Consider the following 15972-nt stretch of genomic DNA (forward strand, 5'->3'; position numbering starts at 1 on the left):
CCGGGCATTGTTTTGCTGACTGCAGATCCGCTTACATGTGCGAGATCAGTGCATCACCGAAGGCCGAGGAAGACAACAGCGTAGCGCCGTCCATCAGGCGCTCGAAGTCATAGGTCACGGTCTTGGCGGAAATCGCGCCGTTGGTGCCCTTGATGATCAGGTCGGCCGCTTCGGTCCACCCCATGTGTCGCAGCATCATTTCCGCCGACAGGATCAGCGAACCCGGGTTGACCTGGTCCTTGCCGGCATACTTGGGTGCCGTGCCATGGGTGGCTTCGAACATCGCCACGGTGTCGGACAGGTTGGCGCCCGGCGCAATACCAATGCCCCCCACTTCCGCCGCCAGGGCGTCGGAGAGGTAGTCGCCGTTGAGGTTCAGGGTCGCGATCACGTCGTATTCGGCCGGGCGCAGCAGGATTTGCTGGAGCATGGCGTCGGCGATGGCGTCCTTGACGATGACGTTCTTGCCGGTTCTCGGGTTCTTGAACTGCATCCAAGGCCCACCGTCGAGCAGGGTCGCGCCGAATTCCTCGGCCGCCACTTCGTAGGCCCACTCCTTGAAGGCACCTTCGGTGAACTTCATGATGTTGCCTTTATGCACGATGGTCAGCGAATCGCGATCGTTATCCACTACATATTGCAAGGCCTTGCGGGCCAGACGCTGAGTGCCCTGCTTGGAAACCGGCTTGACGCCGATGCCGCAATTCTCGTCGAAACGGATCTTGGTAACGCCCATTTCTTCTTTCAGGAACTTGATGACCTTGGTGGCTTCGGGCGAACCGGCTTTCCACTCGATACCGGCGTAGATGTCTTCGGAGTTCTCACGGAAGATCGTCATGTCCACGTCGCCAGGCTTCTTGACCGGGCTTGGCACGCCTTCGAACCAGCGCACCGGACGCAGGCATACATACAAATCGAGCTGCTGGCGCAGGGCGACGTTCAGCGAGCGAATACCACCACCGACCGGCGTGGTCAGCGGGCCCTTGATGGAAACCACGTAGTCTTTGACCGCGTCCAGGGTTTCCTGGGGCAGCCAGGTGTCCTGGTCGTAAACCTGAGTTGCTTTCTCACCGGCGTAGACTTCCATCCAGGAAATCTTGCGCTTGCCGCCATAGGCCTTCTGAACCGCAGCGTCCACCACCTTGATCATGACCGGGCTGATATCGACGCCAATGCCGTCGCCTTCAATGAAGGGGATGATCGGGTTGTCGGGAACATTAAGAGAATGGTCTGCATTGACGGTGATTTTGTCACCGACGGCTGGAACCTGAATCTTTTGATACCCCATGCTGAACTCCATTGCTTGGATTGAACATCTGGCTGCGTTCGAGCGTACCCCAGTTGTATCGGCGCGCAAACCCTACGTTAGGCTCATCCGGGGAAAAGCGCTGCAGTTCGCGGTGTACAACCCTGAAAAACAAGGGAAAAGCGCCAAACGTGAGCATAGTCTGCTCCTCTAGCACTGCGACGTTTAGACCAATGGACGAGTACGCAAGTATATGAACCATCGGCAGATCGCCAGCTACCTATGTATAATGCCGCCGCTGACCACAGGGTCACGACGGCTGATGGCTCTATCACAAGACTTTCGGCCCGTTGAAAGCCGGACCGTTACCGCGGCCCGACCGCTTGACGCTCGACTGATGCACCCAACATCACCGCGAAGAAACCTCGACATTCGACTCACGGATGACTTTGAACGAACGCGCTTACCCGGCGCCCCTCGAGTTTCTGCGCATGCTTTAGCAAAGAAGAGAGTTAATCCGAATATGCCCACCCGCTCGAAGATCATCTACACCTTCACCGACGAAGCTCCCGCCCTCGCCACCTATTCGCTGCTGCCGATCGTCGAAGCCTTTACCGCCTCGGCCGACATCGCCGTGGAAACCCGCGATATCTCCCTTGCAGGGCGCATCCTGGCCAGCTTCCCCGAGCAACTGGGTGACAAAGCCGTCGCCGACCACCTCGCCGAACTGGGCGACCTGGCCGTGACGCCTGAAGCTAACATCATCAAGCTGCCGAACATCAGCGCCTCGGTGCCGCAACTGCAGGCCGCGATCAAGGAATTGCAGGCCCAGGGCTATGCACTGCCGGACTACCCGGAAACTGTGACCAGCGACGCCGAGAAAGACGCACGCGCCCGCTACGACAAGGTCAAGGGCAGCGCCGTGAACCCGGTCCTGCGTGAAGGCAACTCCGACCGCCGCGCACCGCTGTCGGTCAAGAACTACGCGCGCAAGCACCCGCACAAAATGGGCGCCTGGGCAGCCGACTCCAAGTCTCATGTGGCCCACATGAGCACCGGTGATTTCTACGGCAGCGAAAAAGCCGCCCTGATCGACGCCGCCGGCAGCGTGAAAATCGAGCTGATCGCTCAGGACGGCACTGCCACTGTCCTGAAAGAAAAAACCACCGTACAAGCCGGTGAGATCCTCGACTGCGCCGTGATGAGCAAGAACGCCCTGCGCGACTTCATCGCCGCTGAAATCGAAGACGCCAAGCAAAAAGGCGTCCTGCTGTCGGTCCACCTCAAGGCCACCATGATGAAGGTCTCCGACCCGATCATGTTCGGTCAGATCGTCGCCGAGTTCTACAAAGACGCCCTGGCCAAGCACGCACAAGTGCTGGAGCAGATCGGCTTCAACCTGAACAACGGCATCGGCGACCTGTACGCCCGCATCAAGGCCTTGCCGGCCGAGCAGCAGGCGCAGATCGAAGCCGACATCCAGGCGGTCTACGCGGCGCGCCCATCCCTGGCGATGGTCAACTCCGATAAAGGCATCACCAACCTGCACGTACCGAGCGACGTCATCGTCGACGCCTCGATGCCGGCCATGATCCGTGACTCCGGCAAGATGTGGGGCACCGACGGCCAGTTGCACGACACCAAGGCCGTGATCCCGGATCGCTGCTACGCCACCATCTACCAGGCGGTGATCGAAGACTGCAAGCAACACGGCGCTTTCGATCCGACCACCATGGGCAGCGTGCCGAACGTCGGCCTGATGGCCAAGAAAGCCGAAGAATACGGTTCCCACGACAAGACCTTCCAGATCAAGGCCGACGGCGTGGTCCGTGTTTCAGACAACACCGGTCGCACCCTGCTGGAGCAGAACGTCGAGGCGGGCGATATCTTCCGCATGTGCCAGACCAAGGACGCGCCGATCCAGGATTGGGTCAAGCTGGCCGTCAACCGTGCCCGCGCCAGCAGCACCCCGGCGATTTTCTGGCTGGACCCGATGCGCGCCCATGACGGCGTGGTGATCGAGAAAGTCCAGGCCTACCTGAAGAACCACGACACTGCCGGCCTGGACATCCGCATCATGTCGCCGGTCGACGCGATGAAATTCACCCTGGCCCGTACCCGCGAAGGCAAGGACACCATTTCGGTGACCGGCAACGTGCTGCGCGACTACCTGACCGACCTGTTCCCGATCATGGAACTGGGCACCAGCGCCAAGATGCTGTCGATCGTGCCGCTGATGAACGGCGGTGGCCTGTTCGAAACCGGCGCCGGCGGTTCGGCACCCAAGCACGTTCAGCAGTTGCTGGAAGAAAACTTCCTGCGCTGGGATTCCCTGGGCGAGTTCCTGGCCTTGGCCGCGTCCCTTGAACACCTGGGCGTGACCTACAACAACCCTAAAGCCCTGGTGCTGGCCAAGACCCTGGACCAGGCCACCGGTGAGTTCCTGGACCGCAACAAGTCGCCTTCGCGCAAGGTCGGCGGCATCGACAACCGCGGCAGCCACTTCTACCTGACCCTGTTCTGGGCCCAGGCATTGGCCGCGCAAAACGACGACGCAGCCCTCAAGGCCCAGTTCACTGCCCTGGCCAAGACACTGACCGACAACGAAGAAAAAATCGTTGCCGAGCTCAATGCCGTCCAAGGCAAACCGGTGGACATCGGCGGTTACTACTTCGCCAACCCGGAGCTGACCAGCAAGGCCATGCGCCCAAGCAACACCTTCAACGCGGCGATTGCTGCGCTGGTGTAAGGTTGTAAAGGAACACCACAAACCCCGGCCCTGGTGCCGGGGTTTGTGTTTCCAGACACACCATATTCCCCTGACAACACAGTATTCCCCTGTGGGAGCGAGCTTGCTCGCGATAGCGATATAACATTCAACATTGATATTGACTGACCCACCGCTATCGCGAGCAAGCTCGCTCCCACAGTGGCCCGCATTCCAATCTGAGAAATAGAGGAAACCCCATGGACTGGAACCCCCACATCACCGTCGCCACCATCGTCGAAGACAACGGCCGTTTCCTGATGGTGGAAGAATCCAAGGGCGGACGAGCGGTGCTCAACCAGCCTGCAGGCCACCTGGACCCGAACGAAACCCTGATCGAAGCCGCCGTGCGCGAAACCCTGGAAGAAACCGGCTGGGACGTCGAACCTACCAGCGTGGTGGGCATTTACCTGTACACCGCCCCCAGCAATGGCGTGACCTACCAACGGGTCTGTTTCGCCGCCAAGGCCTTGAACCACCGCCCGGACTATCCACTGGATGATGGCATCCTGGGCGCCAAGTGGCTGACCCGCAACGAGTTGCTCGAACAGCGTGACCACTGGCGCAGCGAGCTGATCATCCGCTGCATCGACGATTATCTGGCCGGTCATCGCCACAGTCTGACGCTGATCCGTCCTTCTCTTTAGCCTTGCGCGTCCGGGCCTGATAGAATCGCGTCCTTTTTCAAGACACTCATTGAACTGCTATGCGTGATCCAGCCCCTTCTGACACCACCAACAAGCGCGTCATTGTCGGCATGTCCGGCGGCGTGGACTCTTCCGTTTCCGCCCTTCTGCTGATCGAGCAGGGTTATGAGGTGGAAGGCCTGTTCATGAAGAACTGGGAAGAAGACGACGGAACCGAATACTGCACCGCCATGGACGACCTGGCGGACGCCCAGGCCGTCTGCGACAGGATCGGCATTAAGCTGCACACCGCCAACTTCGCCGCCGAGTACTGGGACAACGTGTTCGAGCACTTCCTGGCCGAATACAAGGCCGGCCGTACGCCGAACCCGGACATCCTCTGCAACCGGGAAATCAAGTTCAAGGCGTTCCTCGACTACGCCATGATGCTCGGCGCTGACCTGATCGCTACCGGTCACTATGTGCGCCGCCGCGACATCGACGGCCGCACCGAACTGCTCAAGGGCCTGGATCCGAACAAGGATCAGAGCTACTTCCTGCACGCCGTCGGTGGCGAGCAGATCGCCAAGACCCTGTTCCCAGTGGGCGAGCTGGAAAAGCCGCAAGTGCGCGCGATCGCCGAAAAACACGCCCTGGCCACCGCCAAGAAGAAAGATTCCACCGGCATCTGCTTTATTGGCGAGCGGCGTTTCAGCGATTTCCTCAAGCAGTACCTGCCGGCCCAGCCAGGCGAAATCAAGACCACCGAAGGCGAAGTCATCGGCCGCCACCATGGCCTGATGTACCACACCATCGGCCAGCGCCAGGGCCTGGGCATCGGCGGGCTGAAGGACGCCGGTGAAGAGCCGTGGTACGTGCTGGTCAAGGACCTGGAGCACAACGAGCTGATCGTCGGCCAGGGCAACGACCATCCGTGGTTGTTCTCCCGCGCCCTGCTCGCCTCCGACATCTATTGGGTCAACCCGATCGACCTCAGCCAACCGCGCCGTCTGACGGCCAAGGTTCGCTACCGCCAGAGTGATCAGCCCTGCATGCTGGAAAAAACCGCCACGGGCTATCGCGCGACGTTCGATGACCCACAACGAGCAGTCACACCCGGCCAGTCCGTGGTGTTCTACGACGGGGAAATCTGCCTGGGCGGCGGCGTGATCGAAGTCGCAGAGCCCTGGAGCAGCAAGGCATGAGCCCGACCCAGGAGCAACTGACGGCATTGGGCGGGGTGTTTCTCGCCGCCGTGCTGGTGGATCGGATCGCCAAGACCGGCCAAGCCACCGAAGCGGGCCTGAGCTGCATGCTCGGCAGCCTGCTGATTCGTGATCCCAAGGACACACTTGAAGTCTATGGCGGCGATGACCTGAACCTGCGCGAGGGTTATCGCGCACTGATCGGCGCCCTGGAGCGCGACCCCAGCACTCTGCAACGCGAGCCGCTGCGCTACGCCCTGTCGATGCTGGGCCTGGAACGTCAATTGGCCAAGCGCGACGACCTGCTGGATACCATCGGCAATCGCCTGCCGCAGATTCAGTCCCAGGTTGAACACTTCGGTCCCGCCCACGAAAACGTCATCGCCGCTTGCGGTGCGCTGTACCAGGACACCCTGAGCACCTTGCGCCAGCGCATTCAGGTACACGGCGACATGCGCAATCTGCAACAACCGAGCAATGCCTCGAAGATCCGCGCCCTGTTACTGGCCGGAATTCGCTCGGCGCGGCTGTGGCGGCAGTTGGGTGGTCATCGCTGGCAGCTGGTGATCAGCCGACGCAAATTGCTGAAAGAGCTTTACCCGTTGATGCGCAACGAATAAGTCGCCTCAACCCGCTTTTTTTGTGGCGAGGGAGCTTGCTCCCGCTGGACTGCAACGCAGTCCTTTGAGTCCGGCTGATCCAGCGGACTGCCTGGACTCAGGGCCGCTTCGCGCCCCAGCGGGAGCAAGCTCCCTCGCCACAGGTGGTAAATAGTGTTCCGTTACGCGTAATACGCCGGTCAGTTGGCGACGGACCGGCGATTGTTTTCATGTATGATACGCGCCCCATTTCGTTGCCCGACTGTCCGAGAACACCCCATGCAGCTTTCTTCGCTCACTGCGGTTTCCCCTGTTGACGGCCGCTACGCCGGCAAAACCCAGGCCCTGCGCCCGATTTTCAGCGAGTACGGCCTGATCCGCGCTCGCGTCCTGGTTGAAGTGCGCTGGCTCCAGCGCCTTGCCGCTCACCCTGGCATTGCTGAAGTCCCGGCGTTTTCCGCGCAAGCCAACGCGGTGCTGAACGCCCTGGCTGAAAACTTTGTGCTGGAGCACGCCGAGCGCGTCAAAGAGATCGAGCGCACCACCAACCACGACGTCAAAGCCATTGAATACCTGCTCAAGGAGCAGGCGGCCAAGCTGCCGGAACTGGCCAACGTCAGCGAATTCATCCACTTTGCCTGCACCAGCGAGGACATCAACAACCTGTCCCACGCCCTGATGCTGCGCGAAGGCCGTGATGACGTGATGCTGCCGCTGATGCGCCAGACCGCCCAGGCCATCCGCGAGTTGGCAATCCGCTTCGCCGACGTACCGATGCTGTCGCGCACCCATGGTCAACCGGCTTCGCCGACCACCCTGGGCAAGGAACTGGCGAACGTGGTGTACCGCCTGGAGCGCCAGATCGCCCAGGTCGCCGCCGTGCCACTGCTGGGCAAGATCAACGGCGCCGTGGGCAACTACAACGCGCACCTGTCGGCCTACCCGGACATCGACTGGGAAGCCAACGCCCGCGCCTTCATCGAAGACGAGCTGGGCCTGAGCTTCAACCCGTACACCACCCAGATCGAGCCGCACGACTACATCGCCGAGCTGTTCGATGCGATCGCGCGCTTCAACACCATCCTGATCGACTTCGACCGTGACATCTGGGGCTACATCTCCCTGGGTTATTTCAAGCAGCGCACCATCGCTGGCGAAATCGGTTCCTCGACCATGCCGCACAAGGTCAACCCGATCGACTTCGAAAACTCCGAAGGCAACCTGGGCATCGCCAACGCGCTGTTCCAGCACCTGGCGAGCAAGCTGCCGATCTCCCGCTGGCAGCGCGACCTGACCGACTCCACAGTGCTGCGCAACCTGGGCGTGGGTTTTGCCCACAGCGTCATTGCCTATGAAGCCAGCCTCAAGGGCATCAGCAAGCTGGAACTAAACGAGCAGAAAATCGCCGCCGACCTGGACGCCTGCTGGGAAGTCCTGGCCGAGCCGATCCAGACCGTAATGCGTCGCTACAACATCGAAAACCCGTATGAAAAGCTCAAAGAACTGACCCGTGGCAAGGGCATCAGCCCTGAAGCGTTGCAGACTTTCATTGATGGCCTGGACATGCCTGCCGAGGCCCGCGCCGAGCTGAAAAAGCTCACGCCGGCCAACTACATCGGCAACGCAGCGGCACAAGCCAAGCGCATCTGATCCACCGTTTTGCCCTGAGACGCCCGGCCGCGCCGGGCGTTTTTATTCGCGTCTGAAAAGTATATTTTTTCAATAGGTTACACATGAATCCTGATATTCCTCTGCAACTCCTGGGCGGCATCACGGCACGGGAGTTCCTGCGCGACTACTGGCAGAAAAAACCACTGCTGATCCGTCAGGCGATTCCTGATTTCCAAAGCCCGATCGATGCCGACGAATTGGCCGGCCTGGCCCTGGAAGAAGAAGTCGAATCGCGCTTGGTCATCGAGCACGGCGAACGTCCTTGGGAATTGCGTCGCGGCCCGTTTGCCGAAGACGAATTCAGCAAATTGCCGGAGCGCGAGTGGACCCTGCTGGTGCAAGCTGTCGATCAGTTCGTACCCGAAGTCAGCGAACTGCTGGAAAACTTCCGCTTCCTGCCGAGCTGGCGCATCGACGATGTGATGATCAGCTTCGCTGCCCCGGGTGGCAGCGTCGGCCCGCATTTCGATAACTACGATGTGTTCCTGCTGCAGGGTCATGGCCAGCGCAATTGGAAAATCGGCCAGATGTGCGACTCCGAGAGCCCGCTGCTGCAACACGCCGACCTGCGCATCCTCGCCGACTTCGAGGCCACCGACGAGTGGACCCTGGAACCGGGCGACATGCTTTACCTGCCGCCACGCCTGGCGCACTGCGGCGTGGCCGTGGATGACTGCATGACCTACTCGGTAGGCTTCCGCGCGCCGAGCGCCGCCGAAGTGCTGACCCACTTCACCGACTTCCTCAGCCAGTTCCTGCCGGACGAAGAACGCTACACCGACGCCGATGCGCGCCCGGTGGCCGACCCGCACCAGATCCAGCACGATGCCCTCGATCGCCTCAAGGGCCTGCTGGCCGAGCACATGAGCGACGAGCGCCTGCTGCTGACCTGGTTCGGCCAGTTCATGACCGAGCCGCGCTACCCGGAGCTGGTGGTAGGCCCGGAACTGGAAGAAGACGACCTGCTGGCCGGCCTGGAACAGGGCGCAGTGATCATCCGCAACCCAAGCGCCCGCCTGGCCTGGTCGGAAGTCGATGATGACCTGCTGCTGTTTGCCAGCGGCCAGAGCCGTTATCTGCCGGGCAAGCTGCGCGACCTGCTGAAAATGATCTGCGCCGCCGATGCCCTGCACAGCGAAAACCTCGGCCCGTGGCTGGCCGACGAAGACGGTCGCGGCCTGATCTGCGAGCTGGTCAAGCAAGGCAGCCTGGGGTTCGCTGATGAATAAAATCCACGTTCGTGTCGCAGACTGGCAAAAGGATAACGCCGAGATCCGGCGCATTCGTGAGACTGTGTTCATTGCCGAGCAATCCGTCCCGCCTGAACTGGAATGGGATGCCGATGACCAGAGCGCGGTGCATTTTCTGGCGTATGAAGGCGACTTCCCCATCGGCACCGCGCGCCTGTTGACTGACGGCCATATCGGTCGCGTCTCGGTCCTCAAGGACTGGCGCGGCCTGAAGGTGGGTGACGCGCTGATGCACGCCGTGATCGCCGAAGCCGAGAAGCGCGGGCTCAAGCAGCAGATGCTCAGCGCCCAGGTGCATGCCACGCCGTTCTACGAGCGATTGGGCTTTGCGGTGGTCAGCGAGGAGTTCCTGGAAGCCGGGATTCCGCATGTGGACATGGTTCGCCATTCGACCTGACCCCTGTGGCGAGGGAGCTTGCTCCCGCTGGGCTGCGCAGCAGCCCTGTATTTTGGGGTCGCTTCGCGACCCAGCGGGAGCAAGCTCCCTCGCCACAAAAGCATCATGCAGCACCACAAAACGCCCCGCCATCCACCGATGCCGGGGCGTTTTGCCGTCTAACATTCAACTTGCCCCACCCCAGGCCGACAAACTGGCAATATCAAGCCTTTGTCTCGCGGAGAAATGGACATGTCCTTACGCACCCTGCTCGCCACCCTGCTGCTCGGCTGCAGCCTGTCGGTGATGGCCGCTACTGAAATCGTCCCGCTGAACTACCGAACCAGCGCCGACCTGTTGCCGGTGGCGCAGAATTTCATCGGCAAGGACGGCCAGGTCAGCGCCTATGGCAACCAACTGATCGTCAATGCCGAGCCCAGTAAAATCGAGGAGCTCAAGGCATTTCTCGCCCAACTGGACACCGCCCCCAAGCGCCTGCTGATCACGGTCGACACCAACGAAAACAACTTGCAGGGCGACCAGGGCTATTCGATCAACGGCGCCGCTCCCAGCCAGACCCGCATCATCAACCGCAGCACCGCCAGCCGCGAAGGCGGCGTGCAGCAGGTACAAGCCAGCGAAGGCCAGCCGGCGCTGATTCAGGTCGGCCAGAGCGTGCCGTTCACCAGCACCCAGACCGACACCTACGGCCGCCTGCAAAGCCAGACCGAATACCGCAACGTCACCCAGGGCTTCTATGTCACGGCCAGCGTCACCGGCGAGACCGTTCATCTGAACATCAGTACCAACCGTGACCGTATGAGCCAGGAACGTCCCGATGTAGTGAACGTTCAAAGTACCGACACAACGGTCAGCGGCCGCTTGGGTGAATGGATCACCCTGGCCGGGGTCAATCGCCAGACTCAGGCCGATAAACAGGGGCTGAGCCGCAGCTACTCGACCCAAGGCCGGGACGACATGATTCTGCGGGTCAAGGTGGATACCCTGAACTGAAGCACCAAAAACTGACTGACGAGTCGTATTAGACCAAAGATGTAGTGCTATAAAAAAAGCACTACAAAACGTTTGACGAGCCAAAAAACCGAAGGCATGATGGCCTCGCTCCCGCTAATCAGGGGCCCTGGCAAGGGCCTTCGGGTCGACGCTTGCAACTACCCTGCGAGCCGATTCGTGTCTGTACCGCCCACAAGGTGTGTTTGACGAGGTTGCGACTGGAACGAAGTTGTCCCGAGGGACGGAAGCGTAACTAGGTAACCCGGCATCACTCTGAGTTCGTATAAAGGCCCACGACGCCCGAATGCGCCCGCAGTTCGCCTCTACCTGCTCACTTTCCCCTCGAGCCCATCGTTCATCCCGTCGCCTCCCCGCCTGAACCGACTTGACCGTCCAACCCCTGGTCGGCAGGAGCAGGAATTTTCCACCCCAGACCTATGCGACGAGGTTTATCTCCATGGCACTGACACGCGAACAGCAAATTGCAGCCCTTGAAAAAGATTGGGCTGAAAACCCGCGCTGGAAAGGCGTGAAGCGCAATTACTCCGCTGCTGACGTCGTCCGTCTGCGTGGCTCGGTTCAACCTGAGCACACTTTTGCGAAAATGGGCGCCGAGAAACTGTGGAACCTGGTCACCCAGGGCGCCAAGCCAGCCTTCCGTCCCGAGAAAGATTTCGTCAACTGCATGGGCGCCCTGACCGGCGGCCAGGCTGTGCAGCAAGTCAAGGCCGGTATCCAGGCGATCTACCTGTCGGGCTGGCAAGTGGCTGCGGACAACAACTCCGCCGAGTCGATGTACCCGGACCAGTCGCTGTACCCGGTGGATTCGGTTCCAACCGTGGTCAAGCGCATCAACAACTCGTTCCGTCGTGCCGACCAGATCCAGTGGAAAGCCGGCAAGAACCCAGGCGACGAAGGCTACATCGACTACTTCGCGCCAATCGTGGCCGACGCTGAAGCCGGTTTCGGCGGTGTACTGAATGCCTACGAGCTGATGAAGAGCATGATCGAAGCAGGCGCCGCCGGCGTTCACTTCGAAGACCAACTGGCTTCGGTGAAGAAATGCGGCCACATGGGCGGCAAAGTATTGGTGCCGACCCAGGAAGCCGTGCAGAAGCTCACCGCTGCCCGCCTGGCCGCCGACGTTGCCGGCGTACCGACCATCATCCTGGCCCGTACCGACGCCAACGCCGCTGACCTGCTGACTTCCGACTGCGACCCGTACGACCAGCCGTTCGTGACCGGCACCCGCACCCAGGAAGGCTTCTACAAGGTTCGCGCCGGTCTCGACCAGGCGATCGCCCGCGGCCTGGCCTACGCGCCGTACGCCGACCTGATCTGGTGCGAAACCGCCAAGCCGGACCTGGACGAGGCGCGTCGCTTCGCCGAAGCGATCAAGAAGGAATACCCGGACCAACTGCTGTCGTACAACTGCTCGCCTTCCTTCAACTGGAAGAAAAACCTGGACGACGCGACCATCGCCAAGTTCCAGCGCGAACTGTCCGCCATGGGCTACAAGCACCAGTTCATCACCCTGGCCGGCATTCACAACATGTGGCACAGCATGTTCAACCTGGCGCACGACTACGCCCGCAACGACATGACCGCCTACGTGAAGCTGCAAGAGCAGGAGTTCGCTGACGCCGCCAAGGGCTACACCTTCGTGGCTCACCAGCAGGAAGTGGGCACCGGCTACTTCGACGACATGACCACCGTGATCCAGGGCGGCACCTCCTCGGTAACCGCGCTGACCGGCTCCACCGAAGAAGAGCAGTTCCACTGATCCTCGGCATGCCTTGAGTCAACGGCCCTTGCGGACCGAATAAAAGCTAACCGCAAAGCCGACGTTCTACAGCCCCGACTGGTTCGGGGCTTTTTTTCGCCGTTTTTCCAGATTTCACCAACCGTTGATCGTCAAGGCCATGCGGTTTTTTGGTATGAGTGGGGATCGGAACGACCATTGCTGGAATTACCAGTTGGAGCATGGCCGCCAGACGCCCCCCTTTTCACACCTTGAAGTGACTGACCAACTGCTGCAACTGGTTACCCAGGCGCGCCAATTCGATGCTGGAGGCTGCGGTTTCTTCGCTGGCTGAGGCGGTCTGTTCGGATACATCGCGCACGCTCAGGACACTGCGACTGATTTCCTCGGCCACCGAGCTTTGTTGCACCGCGGCGGCGGCAATCTGTTGGTTCATGGCCTGAATGCCAGAAACCGCCTGGGTGATGTTGCCCAGGGATGTGCCGGCCTTGCATGCCAATTCCACGCTGCTGTCGGTCAGTTCGCGGCTGCTCTGCATAATGCTCGATACCTGACGCGTGCCGCTCTGCAAGCCCGCCACCAGGCTCTCAATCTCTTCGGTGGAATGCTGGGTACGCTGGGCCAGCCCACGTACTTCGTCGGCGACCACGGCAAAACCGCGCCCGGCGTCACCCGCGCGAGCGGCTTCAATGGCGGCGTTAAGGGCCAGCAAGTTGGTCTGCTCAGCCACCGCCCTGATCACGTCCATGATCTTGCCGATGCGACCGCTTTCTTGCTCCAGCTCGTTCATGGCGTCGACTGAACGCCCGACCTCGCTGGCCAAGCGCTCGATCTGAACGATGGCTTGCGCGACCACCTGGTCGCCAATACGGGCTTGCGCATCGGCCTCTGAGGCGGCTGCGCGAGCCTGTTCGGCATTACGCGCGACTTCATGCACGGTAACCGACATTTCGTGCATGGCGGTCGCCACCTGATCGGTCTCGATCTTCTGACTATTGACCCCGGCACTGGTCTGCTCAGTAACAGCCGATAGCTCTTCGGCGGCACTGGCGATCTGGGTGACACCATCGCGGATGCCACCGATCAGGTCGCGCAAGGTGCTGCCCATACGCTGAATACCCTGCTGCAAGACACCCAGCTCATCACGACGAGTCACGATCATGTGTTGCGTGAGGTCGCCTGCCGCAATGCGATCGACCACAGCCAATGTGTCTTGCAACGGCCGCGTAATCTGGCGGGTGATGATCAAGGCGGCACAAATCCCCAACAACATCGCCAAGGCGGTACAGCTCAGTTGCAGGATGCGAGCCTGGGCGCTGTCTTCGTCACGGGAAACCAGTTGGCTGGCATACATTTCGCCGGACAGACGGGTGATGGTTTCACCCAAATCGGTGGTGTCCTGCACAGCCTTGCCCATGGCCTGATTACTGGCCGTGAAGTCCTGTACCGAACGACGGTAAGCAATCAGCGCGGTTTCCAGCTGCTTGATGGTGTCGGCATAGGTTGGGCCGAAAGCGCTGTTGAGCGCTTCGATGCTCTTGAACGCATTTTCGAGCTGGCGGGTGGCGGCTTGTTCGGTGGTGCTATTGGGGTTGCCGGTATAGCCACGCACTTCATAACGCACCAGCGCCACGTCCTCTTTGGCCTTGAGAATAAGCTTGTAAAGGTCAAAGCGGCGCTCATCCGAGGCGGGCAGCGCTTCCACGTCAGCGATGACCCTGGCAATCAGCGCGGCGCCCTTGACCGCATTGACGCCCATTTCCTTGCGCATGGCTGCGTCATTGCGATAAGCCTCGCGCATCGTATTGAGTGCCACTTGATACTGCGTGCTGGCCTGCTCGATCAGGGCAAGTTTCTTCAGGTTTTCCGGTTTTCTCAGTTCTTTGGCGAGGCTTTTCTGCTGGGCGACAAACTGCTCCAGCGACGCTTGGATCAATGCACCTTTTTGTTCATCACCCCGGTCCAACTGGTACTGCAAGCGAGCTCTGCGCAGGTGATCAAGGCGGTTGCCCAGTTCGGTAATGCTGGTCATTCGATCCGTGCGCTCGATCATTTTTCCCAGGCTGAACCAGCCGGTCGCGGCGAGAATAGCGGTCAGAAGCAGCACAACAGCAAAGCCCAAAGCCAGCTTGAGCATAACGCTCATATTCGCGATCCAAGAGTTCATGACTTTCCTTTGGTATCAGCCACGAACGATGAAACTGACGCGGCTATCTAAGAAGGGGCCGAAAATCTAACCAGTATTGATATAGATGATTAGATGAATGAAGCATAAAGATAGCCATTTGATATCACCTCTTCAAGACCTTAAACCCAACCTCGTGCCGTTTTTTTGCTCGCACGACGCTGGTCGCTTAAACACGAAATTCCCTGGCCATAGGATTTGCGCGGGGTTAGCTGAGCGACATTGATCGAACGCCCACGGCTTTTTTGAGCCGTTTTTTTTCAAGCAATCTACTCTGTAGGAGCTAGCCTGCATCTGCGGGTGCCAAGCTTGCCCGTAATGAACGATTGCGCAGTCTGCCTCGGGACAGCGTTGCCGGCATCGCGAGCAAGCTTGGCTCCCACAGGAGCAGTCCCCATGCAAATCCAACCTTCACCGAGCCCGCCCCAAAAAAAACTGCGGCGCACGGTTAGAAAAATTGATCGAACGCAGTATTGGGCAGTCCGAAAAGGAGTAAAACGTCCGACGCTGACAATTGCAGTAGCGGCAATGTAAGGCTGCCCCTCGGACACAACACTAAGTGCGTAGCAGAAAGGCCGTCACAGATAATAATAATTATCATTTGAAAGCCATTATCATTGTTGCATTCCGCACGAAATATTATTGATCAACAGCCGGCCAACGCCCACGGGGCCGGGGCCGCAGGGTCCTGGAGGTACGCTATGTGCTTATTCCAATAAATAATTTCGCTATAGGAATTTTACTTGCCCGGTGTTTAGCCATAAAATCACCGCGATTGATTGCTGCGACATATCGTCACTGCGTTATTTCTTTTCAAGCTCAGAGACCTTTGCTCTCTGTTAAGGATTTCCAGCATGCCCGAAGCGACAGGACTCATGGCCCACAACTGGGGCTTTGCCATTTTCCTTCTGGGCGTTGTCGGCCTGTGTGCCTTCATGCTCGGCGTGTCGAGCCTGCTCGGGTCAAAAGCCTGGGGCCGCAGCAAAAATGAACCGTTCGAGTCCGGCATGCTGCCTACCGGTGGCGCCCGCTTGCGGCTCTCAGCCAAATTCTATCTGGTCGCGATGCTCTTCGTGATCTTCGATATCGAAGCCCTCTTTCTCTTTGCATGGTCTGTGTCCGTCCGCGAAAGCGGCTGGACCGGATTCGTCGAAGCTCTCGTTTTCATAGCAATTCTGTTGGCAGGTCTTGTCTACCTTTGGCGGGTGGGGGCTCTTGATTGGGCTCCGGAAGGTCGTCGTAAGCGGCAAGCGAAGCTGAAACAATGAGGC

Annotated in this window: 12 protein-coding genes and 1 pseudogene; 10 read left to right on the forward strand and 3 right to left on the reverse strand. The window is 59.9% G+C overall.

The window, feature by feature from the left end; genetic code table 11:
* Positions 1-31 precede the first annotated feature (31 nt).
* Positions 32-1288 (reverse strand): NADP-dependent isocitrate dehydrogenase, encoded by a 1257-nt coding sequence (gene icd / locus PSEUDOMOFG3G_RS16615; protein WP_047227723.1) that lies wholly within the window; start codon positions 1286-1288, stop codon positions 32-34.
* Between the two features lie 481 nt (positions 1289-1769).
* Here icd and PSEUDOMOFG3G_RS16620 point away from each other — a divergent pair, with 481 nt between their 5' ends.
* The 9 genes from PSEUDOMOFG3G_RS16620 (at position 1770) to aceA (ending at position 12537) form a co-directional block, all read left to right on the forward strand.
* Complete coding sequence (locus PSEUDOMOFG3G_RS16620) at positions 1770-3995, forward strand: NADP-dependent isocitrate dehydrogenase (RefSeq protein ID WP_047227724.1); 2226 nt, start codon at positions 1770-1772, stop codon at positions 3993-3995.
* Positions 3996-4213: 218 nt separating this feature from the next.
* Positions 4214-4660 carry an NUDIX hydrolase gene (locus PSEUDOMOFG3G_RS16625; protein ID WP_139050646.1) on the forward strand — a complete coding sequence of 149 codons (447 nt, stop codon included), beginning with the start codon at positions 4214-4216 and terminating at the stop codon, positions 4658-4660.
* 59 nt (positions 4661-4719) lie between these two features.
* Positions 4720-5844: a tRNA 2-thiouridine(34) synthase MnmA gene (mnmA, locus tag PSEUDOMOFG3G_RS16630; protein WP_047227726.1), complete on the forward strand. Its 1125-nt coding sequence runs from the start codon at positions 4720-4722 to the stop codon at positions 5842-5844.
* Positions 5841-6464 carry a high frequency lysogenization protein HflD gene (gene hflD / locus PSEUDOMOFG3G_RS16635; protein WP_047227727.1) on the forward strand — a complete coding sequence of 208 codons (624 nt, stop codon included), beginning with the start codon at positions 5841-5843 and terminating at the stop codon, positions 6462-6464. The genes mnmA and hflD overlap by 4 nt, the downstream gene beginning before the upstream one ends.
* 258 nt (positions 6465-6722) lie before the next feature.
* Entirely contained in the window at positions 6723-8093 is a 1371-nt protein-coding gene (purB, locus tag PSEUDOMOFG3G_RS16640) for an adenylosuccinate lyase (RefSeq protein ID WP_047227728.1), read from the forward strand.
* 83 nt (positions 8094-8176) lie between these two features.
* Positions 8177-9343: a cupin domain-containing protein gene (locus PSEUDOMOFG3G_RS16645; protein ID WP_047227729.1), complete on the forward strand. Its 1167-nt coding sequence runs from the start codon at positions 8177-8179 to the stop codon at positions 9341-9343.
* Positions 9336-9761 (forward strand): GNAT family N-acetyltransferase, encoded by a 426-nt coding sequence (locus PSEUDOMOFG3G_RS16650; RefSeq protein ID WP_139050647.1) that lies wholly within the window; start codon positions 9336-9338, stop codon positions 9759-9761. Before PSEUDOMOFG3G_RS16645 ends, PSEUDOMOFG3G_RS16650 begins: the two co-directional genes overlap by 8 nt.
* Before the next feature lie 231 nt (positions 9762-9992).
* Complete coding sequence (locus tag PSEUDOMOFG3G_RS16655; protein WP_047227731.1) at positions 9993-10754, forward strand: secretin N-terminal domain-containing protein; 762 nt, start codon at positions 9993-9995, stop codon at positions 10752-10754.
* A gap of 457 nt (positions 10755-11211) precedes the next feature.
* A complete protein-coding gene (gene aceA / locus PSEUDOMOFG3G_RS16660; protein WP_014337679.1) occupies positions 11212-12537 on the forward strand; it encodes an isocitrate lyase in 1326 nt (441 codons plus the stop codon).
* A gap of 223 nt (positions 12538-12760) precedes the next feature.
* On the opposite strand, the gene PSEUDOMOFG3G_RS28405 is transcribed toward aceA, so the two are convergent.
* The gene (locus PSEUDOMOFG3G_RS28405; protein ID WP_371516483.1) at positions 12761-13678 is read right to left on the reverse strand and encodes a methyl-accepting chemotaxis protein; all 918 of its coding nucleotides are present in this window, start codon (positions 13676-13678) and stop codon (positions 12761-12763) included.
* Positions 13664-14683: pseudogene (locus PSEUDOMOFG3G_RS28410) on the reverse strand (methyl-accepting chemotaxis protein); the annotation flags it as partial. The gene PSEUDOMOFG3G_RS28405 and the pseudogene PSEUDOMOFG3G_RS28410, both read right to left, overlap by 15 nt.
* Positions 14684-15555: 872 nt before the next feature.
* On the opposite strand from PSEUDOMOFG3G_RS28410, the gene PSEUDOMOFG3G_RS16670 reads away from it, so the two are divergent.
* Positions 15556-15969, forward strand: a complete 414-nt coding sequence (locus tag PSEUDOMOFG3G_RS16670; RefSeq protein ID WP_011062185.1) for an NADH-quinone oxidoreductase subunit A — start codon at positions 15556-15558, stop codon at positions 15967-15969.
* Positions 15970-15972: the final 3 nt, after the last annotated feature.

Origin of the sequence: Pseudomonas sp. FG-3G, assembly GCF_901007645.1 — a bacterium.
In the GTDB taxonomy this organism is placed as follows: Bacteria; Pseudomonadota; Gammaproteobacteria; order Pseudomonadales; family Pseudomonadaceae; genus Aquipseudomonas; species Aquipseudomonas rhizophila.